This is a genomic window from Modestobacter sp. VKM Ac-2977 (assembly GCF_026968045.1).
Taxonomy (GTDB): Bacteria; Actinomycetota; Actinomycetes; order Mycobacteriales; family Geodermatophilaceae; genus Modestobacter.
The window spans coordinates 798,220-814,781 of the sequence record NZ_JAPVBQ010000001.1 but is presented as its reverse complement, the minus strand read 5'-3'; the positions used below and the strand labels follow the sequence as shown (position 1 = coordinate 814,781).

Sequence of the window (16,562 nt, the reverse complement as noted above, 5' to 3'; positions counted from 1 at the left end):
CCGCCATGACCACCGCCCTGCTCGCAGCCCCCGCACTCCTCACGGACACCGCGATCGCCCGGCGTCCGGCGCAGCAGTCCACCCGACCGGGCTGCACCGCCGGCCTCGGGAAGCGCGTGGCCGGCCTGACGTTCCGCTGGTCCCTCCGGCTGCTGGTCACCGTCGCCGTCCTGGCCTTCGGCCTGCTGGCCGTCGGGCCGCACGTCCTGGACTACCGGACGATGACGATGCTCACCGCCAGCATGTCCCCGGCCATCGACCCGGGTGACGTCACGATCGTGACGCCGCTGCCGGTCAGCGAGGTCACCGAGGGCATGATCATCGCCTACCACATCCCGATCGACGACCACCACCTCGTCAGCCACCGCGTCGTCTCCGTGGAGCACGGCGCCGACGGGGCGGTCACCGTCGAGACCAAGGGCGACGCCAACGAGGCGGTCGACCCGTGGCAGGCCGTCCTGCAGGGCGACACCGCCTACCAGGTCCGGGCCGTCGTCCCCGAGCTCGGTCACGCGATCCAGGCCCTGCGCACCCCGGTGGTCAGCCAGGCCCTCGTGTACGGCGCCCCCGCCCTGCTGGCCGGCTGGCTGCTGCTGTCGATCTGGCGCCCGGCCACCGAGGTCCGGCAGGACGACGAGATCGAGGTCCAGCCGTGACCCGCCTCCGCCGCGGGGTCCTGCTGATCGCCGTCGTGGTCGCCACCGTGCTGGGGGTCACCGCGACCGCCGCCCAGGCCGCGTTCGACGACTCGGCGTCCCTGAGCGCCTCCGTCGGCACCGCCACCGTCGCACCGCCGACGAAGGTCACCACCGGCGACACCTGGTGCCTGTTCTGGTTCAGCACCCGGGTCAGCTGGACCCCGAGCACCTCGCCCGACGTGATCGGCTACCGGGTCACCGCGCAGACCGCCGGCGGCGGCTCCACCGTCGTGGCCGAGACCGGCGCCACGATCACGAGCGCCTCGGTCTCCGGATGGCAGACGAACCGCAGCTACACCTTCACCGTCACCGCGCTGACCCGCTACGGCTGGACCGCGGTGTCCCCACAGACAGGAACCGTCCGATGCTGACCGCCCTCGTGATCGACGCCTCCCCCGCCGCCCGGCAGCAGGTCACCGGCCTGCTCGAGCTGGCCGGCTGGGGCGTCCACGAGGCCGCCGACGCCGCAGACGCCCGCTGGCTCAGCAGCGCGGTCGCCCTGGACCTGGTGGTCACCTCCGCCACGGTGCCCGGCGCCGCCGACGGCCCCGGGCTGCTCACCGAGCTGCGCCGCGCCGGCAGCACCGCCCACTTCCTGGTGGTCACCCCCGACCCCACCGATGAGGTCCGCGCCGCAGCAGTCGCCGCCGGCGCCCTCGCCTGCCTGGCCGCGCCCGTCGACGCCCGGTTGCTGGTGGACCTGGTGCGCAGCCGCACCGCCGCCCCGGCCGACCATGCCGGCGCCCACGACCTGGTCGACGTGGAGGACCTGCACGACGCCGACCTGGACGCCGACCTGCAGGACCGGCTGCAGGCCATGTACGCCGACGCACTGCCCACCCGGCTGTCCGCCATCTCCCGCAGCGTCCGCGCCGGGGACCCCCGCGCCGTCGCGGCCGCGGCGCACACGCTCGCCGGCACGTCCGGTCAGCTCGGCCACCCCGAGGTCGCCGGCGTGTGCCAGGCGATCGCCGCCGACGCCCGCCGCGGGATCCTGGCCCACCAGCGGCTCGCCCAGCTGACCGGCCTGACCGGCCCGGCTGACCGCCGGGACGACGCCCGCCGCCGTGGGGAGCTCGCCTCCGCCGCCGACGCGACCACCGGACGCCACGACCTCGCCGGGCTGGTGCACGTCGTCGACGCCGCGGTCGCCCGGACGGCCGCCCGGCGGCGCGGCCTGGCCGCCTGAACGACAACGAGGCCCGGTCCCCACCGGGGCCGGGCCTCGTCGTCGGATGCAGCTGTCCTGCCCAGGACCGGGTCCGGTCCTGGCCCTTCCTCAGGCCACCAAGCGGTACCCGACCCCCCGGACGGTCTTGATCTCGGGGTGGCTCAACCCTGCGGCCGTGAGCTTGCGCCGCAGGTTGGACATGTGGGCCTCGACCAGCCGGAGGTTGCCCTCCCAGTCGGTCTGCCAGACCTCGCGCAGCAGCGTCTCCCGCTGCAGGACCCGACCGGGCCGGGAGACCAGCGCGGCGAGCAGGTCGAACTCGGTGCGGGTCAGGTCGACGGCAGCGCCGTCCACCCGGACCTCGCGGCTGTCCGGGTCGACCTCGAGGTCGGCCAGCCGCCGGACGGGGTCCTCCACGGAGGCGCGTGGCTCCGGGATCGCCGCGGTGCGCGGCCGGCGCAGCATCGTCTGCACGCGGGCCACCAGCTCCCGCGGGGAGAACGGCTTGGCCATGTAGCCGTCCGCCCCGACGGCGAGGCCGATCAGCAGGTCGACCTCCTCCGCCCGCGCGGTCAGCATCAGGACGTAGCAGTCGGTCTCGGCGCGCAGCTGCCGGCACACCTCGGTGCCGTCGGCGTCGGGCAGACCGAGGTCCAGGACGACGACGTCGGGCGCCTCGCGGCGCACCTCGGCCAGGCAGGAGGCACCGGTGGTGGCCTCGCGGACGTCCATCCCGGCCCGGCGGAGCACCGTGACGACGAGCTCACGGATCTCGTCGGTGTCCTCGACCACGAGCACGGACTGACCCGGCACGACCCCTCCCCCACGACTGATGACCAGCAGGGACGCCACTCCGGCGTCCCTGCTGGTGATCGTCCCGGGGCGGTCGGCTCTGCACCCCAGCCGGAGTCGCCCGCCCCGAAGGGGTGAGCTACACGAAGGCGCTCATCCCGGTGATCGAGCGGCCGACGATGAGGGTGTTCATCTCGCGGGTGCCCTCGTAGGAGTACAGCGCCTCGGCGTCGTTGAAGTACCGGACGACGTCGAAGTCCAGCACGATCCCGTTCCCGCCGAACAGCTCCCGGGCCCAGCCGACGGTCTCCCGGCCCCGGGCGGTCACGTAGCTCTTGGCCAGCGCGGCCTGGTCGTCGCGCAGGTCGTCGGTCTCCTGCAGCTGGGACAGCCGGACGGTCATCCCCAGGCTGGCGGTGACGTTGCCCAGCATCCGGGCGAGCAGGTCCTGGATCAGCTGGAAGGAGCCGATCGCCTTGCCGAACTGGTGACGCTCCTTGGCGTAGGCCACCGCCACCTCGTAGGCGCCCAGCTGGCACCCGACGCCGCTCCAGGCGACCCCGCCCCGGGTCACCTTGAGCACCTTGTTGACGTCCTTGAAGGTGTTGCCGTCCTCGAGCTTGTTCTCCGCGGGGATGCGGCAGTCGGTGAAGGTGAGGTCGGCGTTCTGCACCGTGCGCAGCGCGAACTTGTCCTCGATCTTGGTGGCCGTGAAGCCGGGGGTGCCCTTCTCCACCACGAAGGTCTTCACCTGGTCGTCGGCCTCGTCGCGGGCGAAGACCACGACCACGTCAGCGAAGGTGCCGTTGCCGATCCAGCGCTTGGCGCCGTTGAGCACCCACGAGTCGCCGTCCCGCCGGGCGGTGGTGCGCATGCCGCGGGCGACGTCGGAACCACCTTCGGGCTCGGTCAGCCCGAAGGCGCCGATGGTCTGCATCTGCATCATCGAGGGGATCCAGCGCTGCCGCTGCTCCTCCGAGCCGAGGATCATGATCGAGCCCATCGCCAGGCCGTTGTGCACGCCCAGGAAGGTGGCCATCGACGGGTCGACCCGGGACAGCTCCATCGCCTGGAAGCCGGTGTACAGCCGGGAGGCGCGCGGGCGGCCCTCCCAGTCGTAGGAGCGGCCCACGATGTCGGCCTCGGCGAACTTGGGGATCAGGTCGTGCGGGAACTCCGCCGACGCCCAGGCGGCGTTGACGTGCGGCTTGATCTCCGACTCCAGGAACTCCCGGAGGGCGAGCAGTTCCTTCTGCTCGTCGTCGGACAGCAGCGTCTGGAAACCGAAGAAGTCGGCGGGCAGGAGCAGATCGGTCATGGCGGCGGTGCCTTCTCTCTCTCGTCGTCCTCGACGTCCTGCCCCCGATGCTCCGCCGGAACCGCCGAGGCAGCCACCGAGCGTGTCCCAGCTCACCCCTGACGGCATCACCCAGTGACAGCTCAGCGGGCTTCCCTGGCTCGGGAGGCCCGCTGAACTGTCACTCGACGAGCAGCCTGCGGTCAGCTCAGGGCGCGGGTGGTGGCTGGCAGGGTGCCGCCGGCGACCAGCTCGACGACGGCGTCCTGCAGTGCGGTCAGCGCCACCCGCTGGGTGAACGGTCCGGTGGAGACCCGGGTGACGCCGAGGTCGGCCAGCTCCCGGCCCGACGGCGAGGCCCCGGGGACGGCCATCAGCGACACCTGCCCGCGGCCGAGGCCGGCCACGAGGCCCGCGATCTCCTCCCGGGAGACGACGCCGGGCACGAAGACCACCGGTGCGCCCGCCGCCAGGTAGGCCTGTCCCCGCCGCACGGCCTCGGCGAGCAGCGCGCCCCGGTCGGCCCCGGGCTCGGCCAGCAGGAAGGCGTCGGTGCGGGCGTTGAGGACGAACTCGATGCCGGCGTCCCGGCCGGCGCGCAGCACCGCCTCGACGGCGGCGACCGCCTCCTCCAGCGGTCGCATCCGGTCCTCCAGGTTGCCGCCGACGACGCCCAGCCCGATCGCCCGGCGGGCGGTCTCCCCCGGGTCGCCGTAGCAGGCCTCCAGGTCCATCGACACCGGCAGGTCCACGGCGGCGGCGATCCGGCCGACCATGTCCAGGTGCAGGTCGAGCGGGATCTGCTCGCCGTCCTCGTAGCCGAACGTCGCCGCGATCGCATGGCTGGCGGTGGCCAGCGCACGGACGCCGGGGGTGGCGGCGACGACCCGGGCCGAGACGACGTCCCAGACGTTGGCCAGCACCAGGAGCTCCGGGGCGCGGTGCAGGTCGAGGAGGGTGCGGGCGCGGCTGGCGAGATCGGTCACCAGGGCAAGGTAGCGACGGAACGGCCGGCTGACCGGCGGTTTCCGGCCGTGACGGTGACCGGGCGCCCGGGTCGCCGCCGTTCGGTGCGGAACGGTCGCCGCGCCCCTCTCTAGCCTGTCCGCATGGTCTCCCTGGGCACTCCGCTGTCTCCCTCGGCCACCCGCGTGCTGCTGCTGGGCAGCGGGGAACTGGCCAAGGAGGTGGTGATCGCGCTGCAGCGGCTCGGGGTGGAGACCATCGCCGCCGACCGGTACGACCACGCCCCCGGCCACCAGGTCGCCCACCACGCCCGGACGCTGACGATGAGCGACCCGGCGCAGCTGCGGTCCCTGATCGAGGCCGAGCGGCCCGACGTCGTCGTCCCGGAGATCGAGGCGATCGCCACCCAGACGCTGGTCGAGCTGGAGGCCGAGGGGGTGCGCGTCGTCCCGACCGCGCGGGCCGCCCGGCTCACCATGGACCGCGAGGGCATCCGCCGGCTGGCCGCCGAGGACCTCGCCCTGCCCACCAGCGACTACCGGTTCTGCGACTCCCTCGACGAGCTGCGCGCCGCGACCACCGAGGTCGGCTTCCCGTGCGTGGTGAAGCCGGTGATGTCGAGCTCCGGCAAGGGCCAGAGCAAGCTCGACGGCCCGGACGACGTCGAGCCCGCGTGGGACCACGCGATGGCCGGCGGCCGGGTCGCCGGCACCCGGGTCATCGTCGAGGGCTTCGTCGACTTCGACTACGAGATCACCCTGCTGACCGTGCGCTCGCTGCGCGACGGGGGAACGGTCACCGGCTTCTGCGCGCCGATCGGCCACCGCCAGGAGGCCGGCGACTACGTGGAGAGCTGGCAGCCGCAGCCGCTGTCGGCGGTGGCGCTGGACCGGGCGCAGGCGATCTCGGCGGCGGTGACGGCCGAGCTGGGTGGGCTGGGCGTCTTCGGCGTCGAGCTGTTCGTGCGCGGGGACGACGTGTGGTTCTCCGAGGTCAGCCCGCGGCCGCACGACACCGGCATGGTGACGATGACGACGCAGTGGCAGAACGAGTTCGAGCTGCACGCCCGCGCCCTGCTGGGGCTGCCGGTGGACACCGCACTGCGCAACCCGGGCGCCTCGGCGGTGGTCTACGGCGGCGTCGAGGCAGTCGGGGTCACCTTCGACGGGGTCGACGAAGCGCTGGCGCTGCCCGGTGTGGAGCTGCGGCTGTTCGGCAAGCCGGAGAGCTTCGCCCGGCGGCGGATGGGCGTGGCGCTGGCCCGCGCCGAGGACGTCGACGCCGCCCGGGCCACCGCCCGCGAGGCGGCGTCCCGGGTGCACCCCCGCGGCTGAGCCGCCCGCCGCCGTCCACACCGGGAGACCGGGTCCACAACCGCCCGGACCGTCCCCCGGCACGGCCCACCCGCCGCCACGCTGGTCCGACGCACGCACGAGGAGAGGACCACCACCGATGACCGCCGACGAGGTGCTGATGCTGCTGCAGGCCGGCGGCCGGCTCGCCGCCGAGCCCGGGGTCCAGGCCGCCGAGCTCGACCCGGTCGTCGCCCGGCTGGTCCGCCGGGACGCCGGCGTCGACACCGACGGCCAGGCCCAGCAGCTGCTCACCGGCGCGCTGCCGCGACTGTGGGAGGGCGGCTGGCAGCCGACCGACGTCGTCCACGTCACGCGCCGGCGGGTGAGCCAGCGCGGGGCCCGGCTGGTGGCCGCGGTGGTCGCCGCGGAGGCGGCGGCCGGGGCGTCGGCCGGTGCGCCGCCGGAGGCCTGGGCCGCCCAGCTGGCGGCCCTGCCCACGAGCCACCGGTCGGTCACCGACTGGTGGCGGGGAGAGCGGATCGAGCCGGCCGCGGCCTGGCGCGACGTGCTGCGGGTGATCGGGCTGTTCCGGGCGCTGCCGCGGCTGGAGCAGCTCCTCCCCCCGCCCAGCGGCTGGTCGGCTGCGCTGTGGCCGGTCGAGGCGTCGGGCAGCGGGACCGACGACAAGGTGCTGCACCGGATCCGGTCGTTGCTGGCCAAGGCGGAGTCCACCGAGTTCGCCGAGGAGGCCGAGGCGCTCACCGCCAAGGCGCAGTCGCTGATGGCCCGGCACGCCATCGACACCGCCGTGCTGGCGCAGCGCGGGAACGGCTCCCCGGCCGGCGTGGTCGCCCGGCGGCTGCACCTGGACGACCCGCACACCGAGGCGAAGGCGGCGGTCGTGCAGGCCGTGGGCACCGCCAACGGTGTCCGGGTGGTGCTGTTGCCGAGCTTCGGCATCGCCACGCTCGTCGGCTTCCGGGACGACGTGGACCTGGTGGAGCTGCTGGTCACCTCGCTGCTGCTGCAGGCGGCGCGGGCGCTGGCCGACGCAGCCGCCAGCGGCGGGGCCCGGGCGCGGTCGACGCCGTTCCGCCGGGGCTTCCTCTACTCCTTCGCCCAGCGGCTGGAGGAGCGGCTCACCCAGGCCCGCGAGCAGGCGACCGCCGAGGCCCGGGCCGACTACGGCGCCGAGCTGGCGCCGGTGCTGGCCGAACGGTCAGCCGCGGTCGACCGGGCGGTGGAGGAGCTGTTCCCGTCGCTGCGCCGCCGCGGCGGGAGCACGGTCGACCCGGCCGGCTGGCACGCCGGTCGGCGCGCCGCCGACGACGCCGACCTCGGCTCCGGCCGCCGCTCCCTGCCCAGCACCCGCTGAGCCCGGCCCCCTTCCAGGGGCCCGCCCCGAGCGCGCGAAGGGCGGGGAGGAAGGGGGTCCTTCCTCAGATCAGGACGTCGAAGCTCGCGCCGAGGTCGCGGATCAGCATCGCCTGCGCGGTGAGGTCGGTGGCCGTGGTGAGCCACCCGGCCACGAACATCAGCGAGTCCGCGGGTGTGTCGTCCAGCGACGCCGTCGTCGCTGCCATCCCCGCCTGGGCCACTGCACTGCACGCCAGAGTCAACATGACCGGCTCCTCTCGTCTCTGCTGGTGTCGGCAGTGACGGAGGAGCGCTGGAGCGTCGTCCCGGGGATCGGCGCTGCACCTCACCCTCAGGGGGGTGGTCGGCGCAGCCCGTCGACGATCAACTGCAGCAGCGACTCGTAGGTGGCCGCCGGGTCGGGGGTGAGCACCGCCCCGCCGAGCTCGAGGCTCACCGCGCCGTGCACCGAGCTCCAGATCAGCTGGGCGGTCTCGGTCGGGTCCTCCTCACGCAGGGCACCGCGGGCCATCGCGTACCGGACGTGGTCGACCAGCGCCTCGAAGGCGGCCGTGGCGTGCTCGACCAGCTCGTCCGCGCCCTCGGTGGGCAGCGGCCGCCCGCCGAACATCGCCCCGTAGTGCTGCGGCTGGTCCAGTGCGAAGCGCCGGTAGTTGCGCCCACTCGCCAGCAACCGGGCCACCGGGTCGGGGTCGGCGTCCGCGGTGACCGCGGCCCGCAGCCCGTCGAAGCCGCGCACCAGCACGGCGGCGATCAGCCCGTCCTTGCTGCCGAAGCGGTTGTAGACGCCCATCGGCGCGACCCCGGCCTCGGTGGCGACGGCCCGCACGGTCACCGCGCTCAGCCCGTCCCGCACGAGCACCCGTTCAGCTGCGTCGACCAGCGCCTGTTCGACCGCTCGGCTCGGGGTGCGCCCGGCGCCGGGCCTGACATCTGTCACGACCTCATCCTCCTGCACCGATCACCCTTGCCCTGGCGTAGAACGACGTCCTACTGTTCTGGAACATCGTTCTACTAATCGAAGGCCGCGATGACCACTCCCCTGCCCGCCCCCGCCACCCGTCGGTGGTGGGTGCTCGCCGTGCTCTGCCTGTCCGTGCTGTTGGTCAGCATCGACAACACGATCGTCAACGTGGCGCTGCCGACCATCAGCCGTGAGCTGTCGGCCAGCACCAGCGACCTGCAGTGGGTCGTCGACGGCTACACGCTGGTCTTCGCCGCCCTGCTGTTGCTCGGCGGCGCACTCGGTGACCGGTTCGGCCGGCGGCGGCTGCTCCAGGCCGGGCTGGTCGCCTTCGCCCTCACCTCGGCACTGGCCTCGCTGGCCACCAGCACCGAGCAGCTCATCGCTGGCCGGGCCGCGATGGGCGTGGCCGCTGCCGCCGTCTACCCGGCGACCCTGGCGTTGCTGGTCACCGTCTTCACCGACCGCCGGGAGCGGGCGACCGCACTGGGCGTCTGGTCCGCCGTCACCGGCCTGTCGGTGGCGATCGGCCCGGTCACCGGCGGCCTGCTGCTCGAGCACTTCTCCTGGAGCTCGGTGTTCCTGGTCAACCTGCCGATCGCGGCGGTCGCCCTGGTGGCCGGCCGACTGCTGGTGCCCGAGTCGCGCGGAGCACGAGTGCACCGCTTCGACCTGACCGGCGCCGCCGCCTCGGTGCTGGGCATCGGTCTCCTGGTCTGGACCACGATCGAGGCTCCCGGGCACGGCTGGGGCTCGGCGACCACCCTGGGCAGCTACGCCGTCGCGGCACTGGCGATCGGCGGCTTCGTCGTCCACGAGCTGCGCACCGCGGAGCCGCTGCTGGACGTCCGGCTGTTCCGTGACCCCCGGGTGTCGGTCGGCAGCGGAGCGATCGCACTGGCCTTCTTCAGCCTGTTCGGGTTCATCTTCATGATCACCCAGTACTTCCAGTCGGTCCGCGGCTACGGCACCCTGACCGCCGGCCTCGCCACCCTCCCGTTCGCCACCGTCATCGGGGTCACCGCCCCGCTGGCGATCGTCGCGATGCGGGCGGTCGGCACCAAGCTGGTGGTCGCAGCCGGGCTGCTGACCATGGCCGCCGGCTTCGCCGTCGCCGCCGGCACCACCCTGGAGTCGGACTACTGGGGGCGGATCGTGATCTCGATGGTGCTCATGGCCGCCGGCCTCGGGCTGGTCACGAGCCCGGCGACCGAGGCGGTGATGGGTGCACTGCGTGGCGACCAGGCCGGAGCGGGCTCGGCGGTGAACGACACCGTGCGCGAGGTCGGCGGCACCCTCGGCGTCGCCGTCGTGGGATCGGTGCTCAGCACCGTCTACGCCCCGGCGGTGGTCGACGGGCTCACGTCGGCCGGCGCGCCCGCCCCGGCGGCGGACAGCGCGGCGGACTCGGTGTTCGCCGGGCTCGCGGTGGCGGGGCAGCTGCCGGCCGAGGCGATGACGGCGGTGCAGCAGTCGTTCCTGGACGGCGTCGTCGCCGGGTCGTGGGTGTGCGCCGCGGCCAGCGCGATCGGGGCGGTCGTCGTCCTGGCGTTCCTGCCGGCCCAGCACCGGGCCGCCGAGCCCGAGCCGACCCCCGAGCGCTCAGCAGTGGTCAGGTGACGGGAGGGGGACCCTCCTCGGACCGGTCGGACGGGGAGACGGTCGGGACGCCGTCCCGGAGCACCAGGTCACCGCCGTCGAGCATCGTCTCGCCGCGGAAGAACGCCGGCGCGACCCGGCTGTAGACCACCATCAGCACCAGCCCCAGCAGCAGGGCGCCGACGCCGACCACGAACACCCCGCCGACGCCGCCGATCACCGTCTCGCCGTAGCCGGGGTCGGCGTACTCGACGCAGGCCAGCACGAAGACGGCGAGCATGAACAGCCCGCCGAGCAGCGGGAGCACCAGGCGCATGAGGACGTCGCGCGGGCCGCGCAGCGCTCGGCGGAACTGCCAGGCACAGGCGAAGCCGGTGAGCCCGTAGTAGAAGGCGATCAGCATGCCGGTGGCGGTGATCGAGTCGATCAGCACGTTCTCGCTGACGATCGTCAGGCCCACGTAGAAGGCGATCGAGACGATCCCCATCCAGACCGTGGAGACCGTGGGCGTGAGGTACCGCGGGTGGATCCGGGCGAAGGACCGGGGCAGCGCGCCGTAGGCGGCCATCGCCAGCGTGCCGCGGGCGGTGGGCAGGATCGTGGTCTGCGTGCACGCCGCCGCCGAGGTGAGCACGGAGATGATCAGCAGCGCCTCGAAGGCCCGCCCGAGGACGTCGTCCCCGAAGACCGTCGCCCCCAGGGCGACGAACACGTCCTCGGCGTTGGCCTCGTTGCCCAGCCCGATGCCCTCGGTCCCGACGCCGGCGAAGGCCACGGTCGCCACGGAGACCACCGTGTAGATGCCGACCAGCAGCACCGTGGAGATGATCGCGGCCCGCCCGGGCGACCGGGTCGGGTTGGCGGTCTCCTCGTTGACGGCCACGGCGGAGTCCCAGCCCCAGTAGATGAAGATCGCCAGCAGCACCGCCTCGGTGAGCGCGGGCCAGCCGATCCCGGAGGGCCACAGCCAGGACGGCGACGGGGTGAGCGAGCCCTCGGGCGCCGTCCCCGCGTACACCTTGACCAGGGCGTACACCGCGAAGGCCACCAGCACGACGCCCTCGACGGACAGCAGCACCTGTTGCAGGCGCGCGGTCGGCTCGATGCCGCGGTAGCAGACCCAGGTCATCACGGCGATCCAGGCGACGCCGGCCACCGTCGTCCAGACGGCGCTCTCCGCCAGCCCGTCGAGCCCGACCAGCCGGTAGCCGTAGGAGCCGGCGATCTGGGCGAGGTTCGCCATCACGATGACGTCGGCGGCGATGATCCCCCAGCCGCCCATCCAGCCGGCACGTGGTCCGAAGGCCCGGGCGGCCCAGGTGAACGTCGTCCCGCAGTCGGGCTCGCGCTTGTTGAGCTCCGAGTAGGCGACCGCGATCAGCCACATCGGCACGAACGCCAGCAGCATGATCGCCGGGGCCTGCACACCGACGACGATGACGACGAACCCCAGCGTCGCGGCCAGCGCGTAGGCCGGTGCGGTCGAGGAGACGGCCAGGACGATCGAGGAGACCAAGCCCAGAGCGCCGGTCTTGAGGCCCTTGTCGACGGCTGCGCCCTCGACGCGGGGCGGCGCGAGCGGCGCCGGGGACGAGCTGGTCATGCCGGAGCCGTGCGCGTGTCCATGGCTGGTGTTATCGCACAGCCGGGCTCCGGACCGGACACCCGGTGCCCGGTCCGGCGACGTGATCTGCGTCGAGGCGCTTGCCTCAACTCGGTGGCGCGTGACATAACTCCTGCAGCTCAACAGTGAGCGACGAGGCTCCCGGCCCGGACGTCGGGCGACGAGGTGGAGTGGGTGTCAGTGGCAGAGCCCACACACGTCGGTGACCTCGAGGGCGACGTCGAGGGTGACCGCCTCCGGGCGCAGCTGGCCATCGACGCCGCGCGGATCGGGACGTTCGACTGGGACCTCCGGAGCGGACGGCTCGTCTGGGACGCCCGGCTGATCGAGATGTTCGGCTACGACCGGACGACCTTCGAGCAGAGCATCGAGGCGTTCAACGCGCGCCTGCACCCCGACGACCTGCCCCGGGTGACCGACGCCCTGCAGGCGGCCATCGACAGCTGCGGGGAGTACGAGGCCGAGTTCCGGATCGTCCTGCCGGGTGGGCACACCCGGTGGGTGTCGGCCCGCGGCCAGGCGGTCGCCGGCACCGACGGGTCGGCGGCCCGGCTGGTCGGGGTCGCCTACGACGCGACCGACGAGCTCGCCGCCGAGGCCCGGGTGGTCCGCGTGCTCGAGGCGATGCCGGCCGGTTTCTACTCCCTGGACCCCGAGTGGCGCTTCGTGCACGTCAACGCCGAGGCCGAGCGGCTGCTCGGGAGCAGCCGGGACGAGCTGCTGGGACGGGTCATCTGGGAGGCCTTCCCGGCTGCGGTCGGCAGCCTCTTCGAGGAGAGCTACCGCCGGGCCGTCGCCACCGGGGAACCTGCCGCGTTCGACGCGCACTACCCCGCCCCGCTCAACGGCTGGTACGAGGTGCGCGCCTGGCCGACGCCGGACGGGCTGTCGGTCTACGCCATCGAGGTCACCGCCCGCCGGCAGGCGCAGGAGCAGGCCGAGCGGTCCGCCCGTCGGCTGGCGCTGCTGGCCCAGGTCAGCGCCGAGCTCGCCGGCACGCTGGACGTGCAGTCGGCGACCGCCCGGCTGCCCCGGCTGGTCGTGCCCGCGCTGGCCGACTGGTGCATCGTCACGGTCATCGACGCCGACGGCCAGCCCCGCGACGTCGGCAGCTGGCACGTCGACCCCGCGCAGCGGGCGACGCTGGAGCGGTATGCCGAGGTGCGGCTGGACGCCATGCCGATCACCGCGCCGGTGGGCCGGGCGCTGCACGCCGACGAGGCGGTGACCTTCGCCGGTTCCGAGGTGCTCGACCTGCTGCCGCCCGGGCAGGCCCGGGACCTGCTGACGGCGCTCGCCCCACGGGCGGAGGTGGCGCTCCCGCTCCGGGCGCGCGGCCGGACGCTGGGGCTGCTGACGCTGGCCTACGCCGACGGGCACTCGGCCACCGAGGCGGACGTCGCGGTGGCCCAGGACGTCGCCGACCGGGCCGGTCTGGCGCTGGACAACGCGCGCCTGTTCGACCAGCAGCAGCAGATGGCCGAGGTGCTGCAGCGCAGCCTGCTCACCGATCCGCCGGCGCCCGACCACGCCGAGATCGTGGTGCGCTACCTGCCCGCGGCCGAGGCCGCCCGGGTGGGCGGCGACTGGTACGACGCCTTCCTGCAGCCCAGCGGCTCGACGATGGTGGTCATCGGGGACGTCGTCGGCCACGACACGGCGGCAGCCGCGGCCATGGGCCAGGTGCGCAGCCTGCTGCGCGGCATCGCCGCCTACAGCGACGCCGGGCCGGTGGAGGTGCTCCGCGGGCTGGACTCGGCGATGACGCTGCTCCAGCTGGACACCCTGGCCACCGCCGCGGTGGCCCGGTTCGAGCAGACCGCCGACGAGCTGGAGCGCGGGGTGACCCGGATGATCTGGGCCAACGCCGGGCACCTGCCGCCGCTGGCGCTCAACCCCGACGGCAGCGTCGCGGTGCTCGCCGACTGGAAGGCCGACCTGCTCCTCGGCGTCGACGCCACGGTCGAGCGGACCGAGTCGGTGGTCACCCTGGACCGCGGGTCGACGGTGCTGCTCTACACCGACGGGCTGATCGAACGCCGGGACGCCGACCTGGACACCGGTCTCCTCCGGCTGCGGACCCACCTGACCGAGCTGGCCGACCTCCCGTTGGGCCAGCTGCTGGACGAGCTGATCGAGCGGCTGGTCGACGGCAAGCCCGAGGACGACGTCGCCCTGGTCGCCGTGCGACTGCACCGGCAGGACCGCCCGCGTCCGGTGGAGGCCGGTCCGAACGTGGTGCCCGACGTCGTCCCGGACGACCCGGCGAGCCGGTGAGGGCGGTCTCCAGGACGTCCCGCGGGGCCTGCGCGCGACCACCGGGCTGAGATCGGCATACCGTGGGCCCCACGCCCCAGCCCAGCCCGGCTCCGACGAACGGAAGGACCCACCACGTGCACGCACCACCGGCCCAGCTGGGTCCGGCCACGTTCCGGCACGACCTGGTCCTGCACAGCTCCGCAGAGGAGCTGGCCGCCGTCGCGGTCCCCTTCCTGCGCGCGGGCCTGGAGGCCGGCGACGCGGCCGTGATCACCACGAGCGAGCCCTCGGCCACGATGCTGCGGGACGCGCTGGGCGACGAGCACGTGCACGTGCTGCCGCAGCAGGAGGTGTACCAGGCGCGTACGCCCGCGGCGATCACCGCCTTCCAGCGGCTCGCCGAGCGGGTGACCGGTCGCGGCCACACCCGGCTGCGGGTGGTCGGGGAGACCGACTTCGGGAGGACGCCGCGGGAGTGGCTGGAGTGGCAGCGCTACGAGGCCGTGCTCAACGAGGCGATGCGCTCTTGGCCGACCTGGGGGCTGTGCGCCTACGACGTCGCCAAGCTCCCCGATGAGCTCGTCGGCTGCGGGCTGCGCACGCACACCCATCTGGTCGGCACCGACGGGCGCCGGCCCAACCCGGACTACACCGAGCCGGCCGACTACCTGCGCGCCCTTCCCGTCCCGGACGAACCGCTCGAGGCCACCGCCCCGCTGCTGCGGGTCGACGACGTGCGGGACTTCGCCGGGCTGCGGCACGCGGTCGGCGGTCAACTGGCCCAGCTGAGCGGGTCCCGGGATGCCCTCGAGGACCTGCACCTGGCGGTCGACGAGATGAGCGCGAACGCGGTGCGGCACGGTGGCCCGCCGGTCCGGCTGCGGTTGTGGGCGTCGGCCGACCGGGTGGTCTGCACGATCAGCGACGGCGGCACGGGGATGGACGACCCGTTCGCCGGCTACGGCCCCGCGCACGGCGACGACCTCTCGCACGGCGGCATGGGGCTGTGGCTGGCCCGGCAGCTGTGCGACCACGTGGACGTCGTCGACGGGCCCGGCGGGTTGACCGTGCGGTTGACCACGCTGCTGCGCTGACCTGACGCCGCGCGGCGCCGACCCGGCCGTGCAATCGTTCCCGTCCGACTCGACTCCCGACGCGCCGCTCTCACCAGCGCGTTCCCGACCTCGGCGGCCCCTAGGCTGACCGCGCGAGGCGGGCACGGGTCCGCGTCCGAGAGGAGTCGAGTCGTGCGCTTCCCGTCCCCGCGGGGTACCGCAGCGGTGCCCGGCGCCGTCGTGCCCCCGGCCGACGAGCCGGCGGTCGTCGCCCCGCGTCCGGCGGCGCCCGCGCGTACCCGCCGCAAGCCCGAGCAGGACGACAGCATGGCGACGGCCGCCCAGCAGGCCGGCGTGCTCTCCTCGGCCAGCCGCGAGGTGTCCGACACCTCCCAGCAGGCCGCCGAGTCGCTGACCGAACTGCGCGCGGCGATCGCGGACATCTCCTCGAGCACCACGCAGGCCTCGGCGGTCGCGGAGGAGGCCGTGCGGGACGCCCGCGCGGTGGACGAGCGGATCGCCGCGCTGCAGGACGCCAGCGAGTCGATCACCCAGATGGTGCGGTTGATCTCGGCGATCAGCCAGCAGAGCCGGTTCCTGGCGCTCAACGCCTACGTCGAGGCGGCGCGCGCCGGCGACGTGGGCCGCGGCTTCGCCGTGGTGGCCGACGAGGTCAAGGAGCTGGCCAGCCGCACCGCCCAGGCCGCCGAGGACATCGGCGCGCAGATCGAGGCGGTGCAGTCCGAGACCCGGCAGGCGGTCACCGCGATCGGCCGGATCACCGGCACGCTGGGCTCGATCGCCGATGCGCAGGACGCCATCGCCGCCGCCGTCGAGCAGCAGCGCGCCGCCACCGACCGGGTGGTGGACAACGTCGACCGGGCGGCCAGCGGGTCGGCCCGGATCACCCAGGCGGTGGCCGAGCTGGCCGACAGCCAGCGGCTGGTCTACGTCCGCCGCGCACTGACCCTGGCCGAGGACCTGCTGGACGAGGCCGGCGGCATCGACCTGGGCAGCGGGCAGCGGACGGTGACCGTGACCGACCAGGCGACCTCGGCGACGCGCTCCGTCGGGCTGCCCGAGCTGCTGCTCGGCGGGGAGGTGCTGAGCTGGGACGACGACCCGCGGCACCGCTCGGCGCTGGTCGACGACGTGGTGGCCCAGGTCGGCGGCACGTGCACGCTGTTCCAGCGGCTCGACGACGCCGGTGGCATGGTCCGGGTGGCGACCACGGTGGTGAACCCGCAGGGCCGGCGGAACATCGGCACCTGCCTCTCCCCCACCGGCGCCGACGGCAGCCGCAACCCGGTGCTCGCCGCGGTGCTCGGCGGGCAGGTCTACACCGGCCCGGCCACGGTCGCGGGGAAGCCCTACTTCACCGCCTACACCGGCGTGCACTCCGCCGCCGGTGCGCTGGTCGGCATGCTCTACGTCGGCCTGCCGATCGACGCCCCGGCCTGATCCG

At 74.1% G+C, this 16,562-nt stretch carries 15 protein-coding genes; 9 read left to right on the top strand and 6 right to left on the bottom strand.

What is annotated here, in order from left to right; translation table 11 throughout:
* The first annotated feature begins 5 nt into the window (after positions 1–5).
* From O2V63_RS03970 to O2V63_RS03960, 3 genes are read left to right on the top strand one after another with little or no spacing between them, the layout of a single operon-like run.
* Positions 6–656, top strand: coding sequence for a signal peptidase I (locus O2V63_RS03970; RefSeq protein ID WP_269166267.1), 651 nt, complete (start codon positions 6–8; stop codon positions 654–656).
* Positions 653–1,069 carry a fibronectin type III domain-containing protein gene (locus O2V63_RS03965; RefSeq protein ID WP_269166266.1) on the top strand — a complete coding sequence of 139 codons (417 nt, stop codon included), beginning with the start codon at positions 653–655 and terminating at the stop codon, positions 1,067–1,069. Before O2V63_RS03970 ends, O2V63_RS03965 begins: the two co-directional genes overlap by 4 nt.
* On the top strand, positions 1,063–1,887 hold the full coding sequence (locus tag O2V63_RS03960) for a response regulator (protein WP_269166265.1): 825 nt from the start codon (positions 1,063–1,065) through the stop codon (positions 1,885–1,887). Before O2V63_RS03965 ends, O2V63_RS03960 begins: the two co-directional genes overlap by 7 nt.
* Before the next feature lie 90 nt (positions 1,888–1,977).
* Here O2V63_RS03960 and O2V63_RS03955 read toward each other — a convergent pair whose 3' ends face one another.
* The 3 genes from O2V63_RS03955 to O2V63_RS03945 form a co-directional block, all read right to left on the bottom strand.
* Positions 1,978–2,682, bottom strand: coding sequence for a response regulator transcription factor (locus O2V63_RS03955; protein WP_269166264.1), 705 nt, complete (start codon positions 2,680–2,682; stop codon positions 1,978–1,980).
* Positions 2,683–2,800: 118 nt separating this feature from the next.
* Positions 2,801–3,979, bottom strand: coding sequence for an acyl-CoA dehydrogenase family protein (locus O2V63_RS03950; protein WP_269166263.1), 1,179 nt, complete (start codon positions 3,977–3,979; stop codon positions 2,801–2,803).
* Between the two features lie 182 nt (positions 3,980–4,161).
* Positions 4,162–4,944 carry an isocitrate lyase/PEP mutase family protein gene (locus O2V63_RS03945; RefSeq protein WP_269166262.1) on the bottom strand — a complete coding sequence of 261 codons (783 nt, stop codon included), beginning with the start codon at positions 4,942–4,944 and terminating at the stop codon, positions 4,162–4,164.
* Between the two features lie 123 nt (positions 4,945–5,067).
* On the opposite strand from O2V63_RS03945, the gene purT reads away from it, so the two are divergent.
* Positions 5,068–6,258: a formate-dependent phosphoribosylglycinamide formyltransferase gene (gene purT, locus O2V63_RS03940; RefSeq protein WP_269166261.1), complete on the top strand. Its 1,191-nt coding sequence runs from the start codon at positions 5,068–5,070 to the stop codon at positions 6,256–6,258.
* A gap of 118 nt (positions 6,259–6,376) precedes the next feature.
* Positions 6,377–7,594: a DUF2786 domain-containing protein gene (locus tag O2V63_RS03935; RefSeq protein WP_269166260.1), complete on the top strand. Its 1,218-nt coding sequence runs from the start codon at positions 6,377–6,379 to the stop codon at positions 7,592–7,594.
* A gap of 64 nt (positions 7,595–7,658) precedes the next feature.
* Here O2V63_RS03935 and O2V63_RS03930 read toward each other — a convergent pair whose 3' ends face one another.
* Both O2V63_RS03930 and O2V63_RS03925 read right to left on the bottom strand, forming a co-directional pair.
* A complete protein-coding gene (locus O2V63_RS03930) occupies positions 7,659–7,841 on the bottom strand; it encodes a hypothetical protein (protein ID WP_269166259.1) in 183 nt (60 codons plus the stop codon).
* Positions 7,842–7,927: 86 nt separating this feature from the next.
* Complete coding sequence (locus O2V63_RS03925; RefSeq protein WP_269166258.1) at positions 7,928–8,536, bottom strand: TetR/AcrR family transcriptional regulator; 609 nt, start codon at positions 8,534–8,536, stop codon at positions 7,928–7,930.
* A gap of 90 nt (positions 8,537–8,626) precedes the next feature.
* Here O2V63_RS03925 and O2V63_RS03920 point away from each other — a divergent pair, with 90 nt between their 5' ends.
* Positions 8,627–10,180 carry a DHA2 family efflux MFS transporter permease subunit gene (locus O2V63_RS03920; RefSeq protein WP_269166257.1) on the top strand — a complete coding sequence of 518 codons (1,554 nt, stop codon included), beginning with the start codon at positions 8,627–8,629 and terminating at the stop codon, positions 10,178–10,180.
* Here O2V63_RS03920 and O2V63_RS03915 read toward each other — a convergent pair.
* The gene (locus O2V63_RS03915) at positions 10,173–11,762 is read right to left on the bottom strand and encodes an APC family permease (RefSeq protein ID WP_269166256.1); all 1,590 of its coding nucleotides are present in this window, start codon (positions 11,760–11,762) and stop codon (positions 10,173–10,175) included. The two genes, O2V63_RS03920 and O2V63_RS03915, sit on opposite strands and share 8 nt — an antisense overlap.
* A 201-nt stretch (positions 11,763–11,963) precedes the next feature.
* Here O2V63_RS03915 and O2V63_RS03910 point away from each other — a divergent pair, with 201 nt between their 5' ends.
* From O2V63_RS03910 to O2V63_RS03900, 3 genes are all read left to right on the top strand, one after another.
* Positions 11,964–14,060, top strand: a complete 2,097-nt coding sequence (locus tag O2V63_RS03910) for a SpoIIE family protein phosphatase (protein WP_269166255.1) — start codon at positions 11,964–11,966, stop codon at positions 14,058–14,060.
* A 116-nt stretch (positions 14,061–14,176) separates the two neighbouring features.
* Positions 14,177–15,136 (top strand): sensor histidine kinase, encoded by a 960-nt coding sequence (locus O2V63_RS03905; RefSeq protein WP_269166254.1) that lies wholly within the window; start codon positions 14,177–14,179, stop codon positions 15,134–15,136.
* A 153-nt stretch (positions 15,137–15,289) separates the two neighbouring features.
* Positions 15,290–16,558, top strand: coding sequence for a Cache 3/Cache 2 fusion domain-containing protein (locus tag O2V63_RS03900; RefSeq protein WP_269166253.1), 1,269 nt, complete (start codon positions 15,290–15,292; stop codon positions 16,556–16,558).
* The last annotated feature ends 4 nt before the right edge of the window (positions 16,559–16,562 follow it).

Excerpts from the sequence above, each read along its gene's own strand:
- O2V63_RS03970 (WP_269166267.1), top strand. The coding sequence starts at position 6 with ATGACCACCGCCCTGCTCGCAGCCCCCGCACTCCTCACGGACACCGCG.
- O2V63_RS03960 (WP_269166265.1), top strand. The coding sequence starts at position 1,063 with ATGCTGACCGCCCTCGTGATCGACGCCTCCCCCGCCGCCCGGCAGCAG.
- O2V63_RS03950 (WP_269166263.1), bottom strand. The coding sequence starts at position 3,979 with ATGACCGATCTGCTCCTGCCCGCCGACTTCTTCGGTTTCCAGACGCTG.
- purT (WP_269166261.1), top strand. The coding sequence starts at position 5,068 with ATGGTCTCCCTGGGCACTCCGCTGTCTCCCTCGGCCACCCGCGTGCTG.
- O2V63_RS03935 (WP_269166260.1), top strand. The coding sequence starts at position 6,377 with ATGACCGCCGACGAGGTGCTGATGCTGCTGCAGGCCGGCGGCCGGCTC.
- O2V63_RS03930 (WP_269166259.1), bottom strand. The coding sequence starts at position 7,841 with ATGTTGACTCTGGCGTGCAGTGCAGTGGCCCAGGCGGGGATGGCAGCG.
- O2V63_RS03920 (WP_269166257.1), top strand. The coding sequence starts at position 8,627 with ATGACCACTCCCCTGCCCGCCCCCGCCACCCGTCGGTGGTGGGTGCTC.
- O2V63_RS03915 (WP_269166256.1), bottom strand. The coding sequence starts at position 11,762 with ATGACCAGCTCGTCCCCGGCGCCGCTCGCGCCGCCCCGCGTCGAGGGC.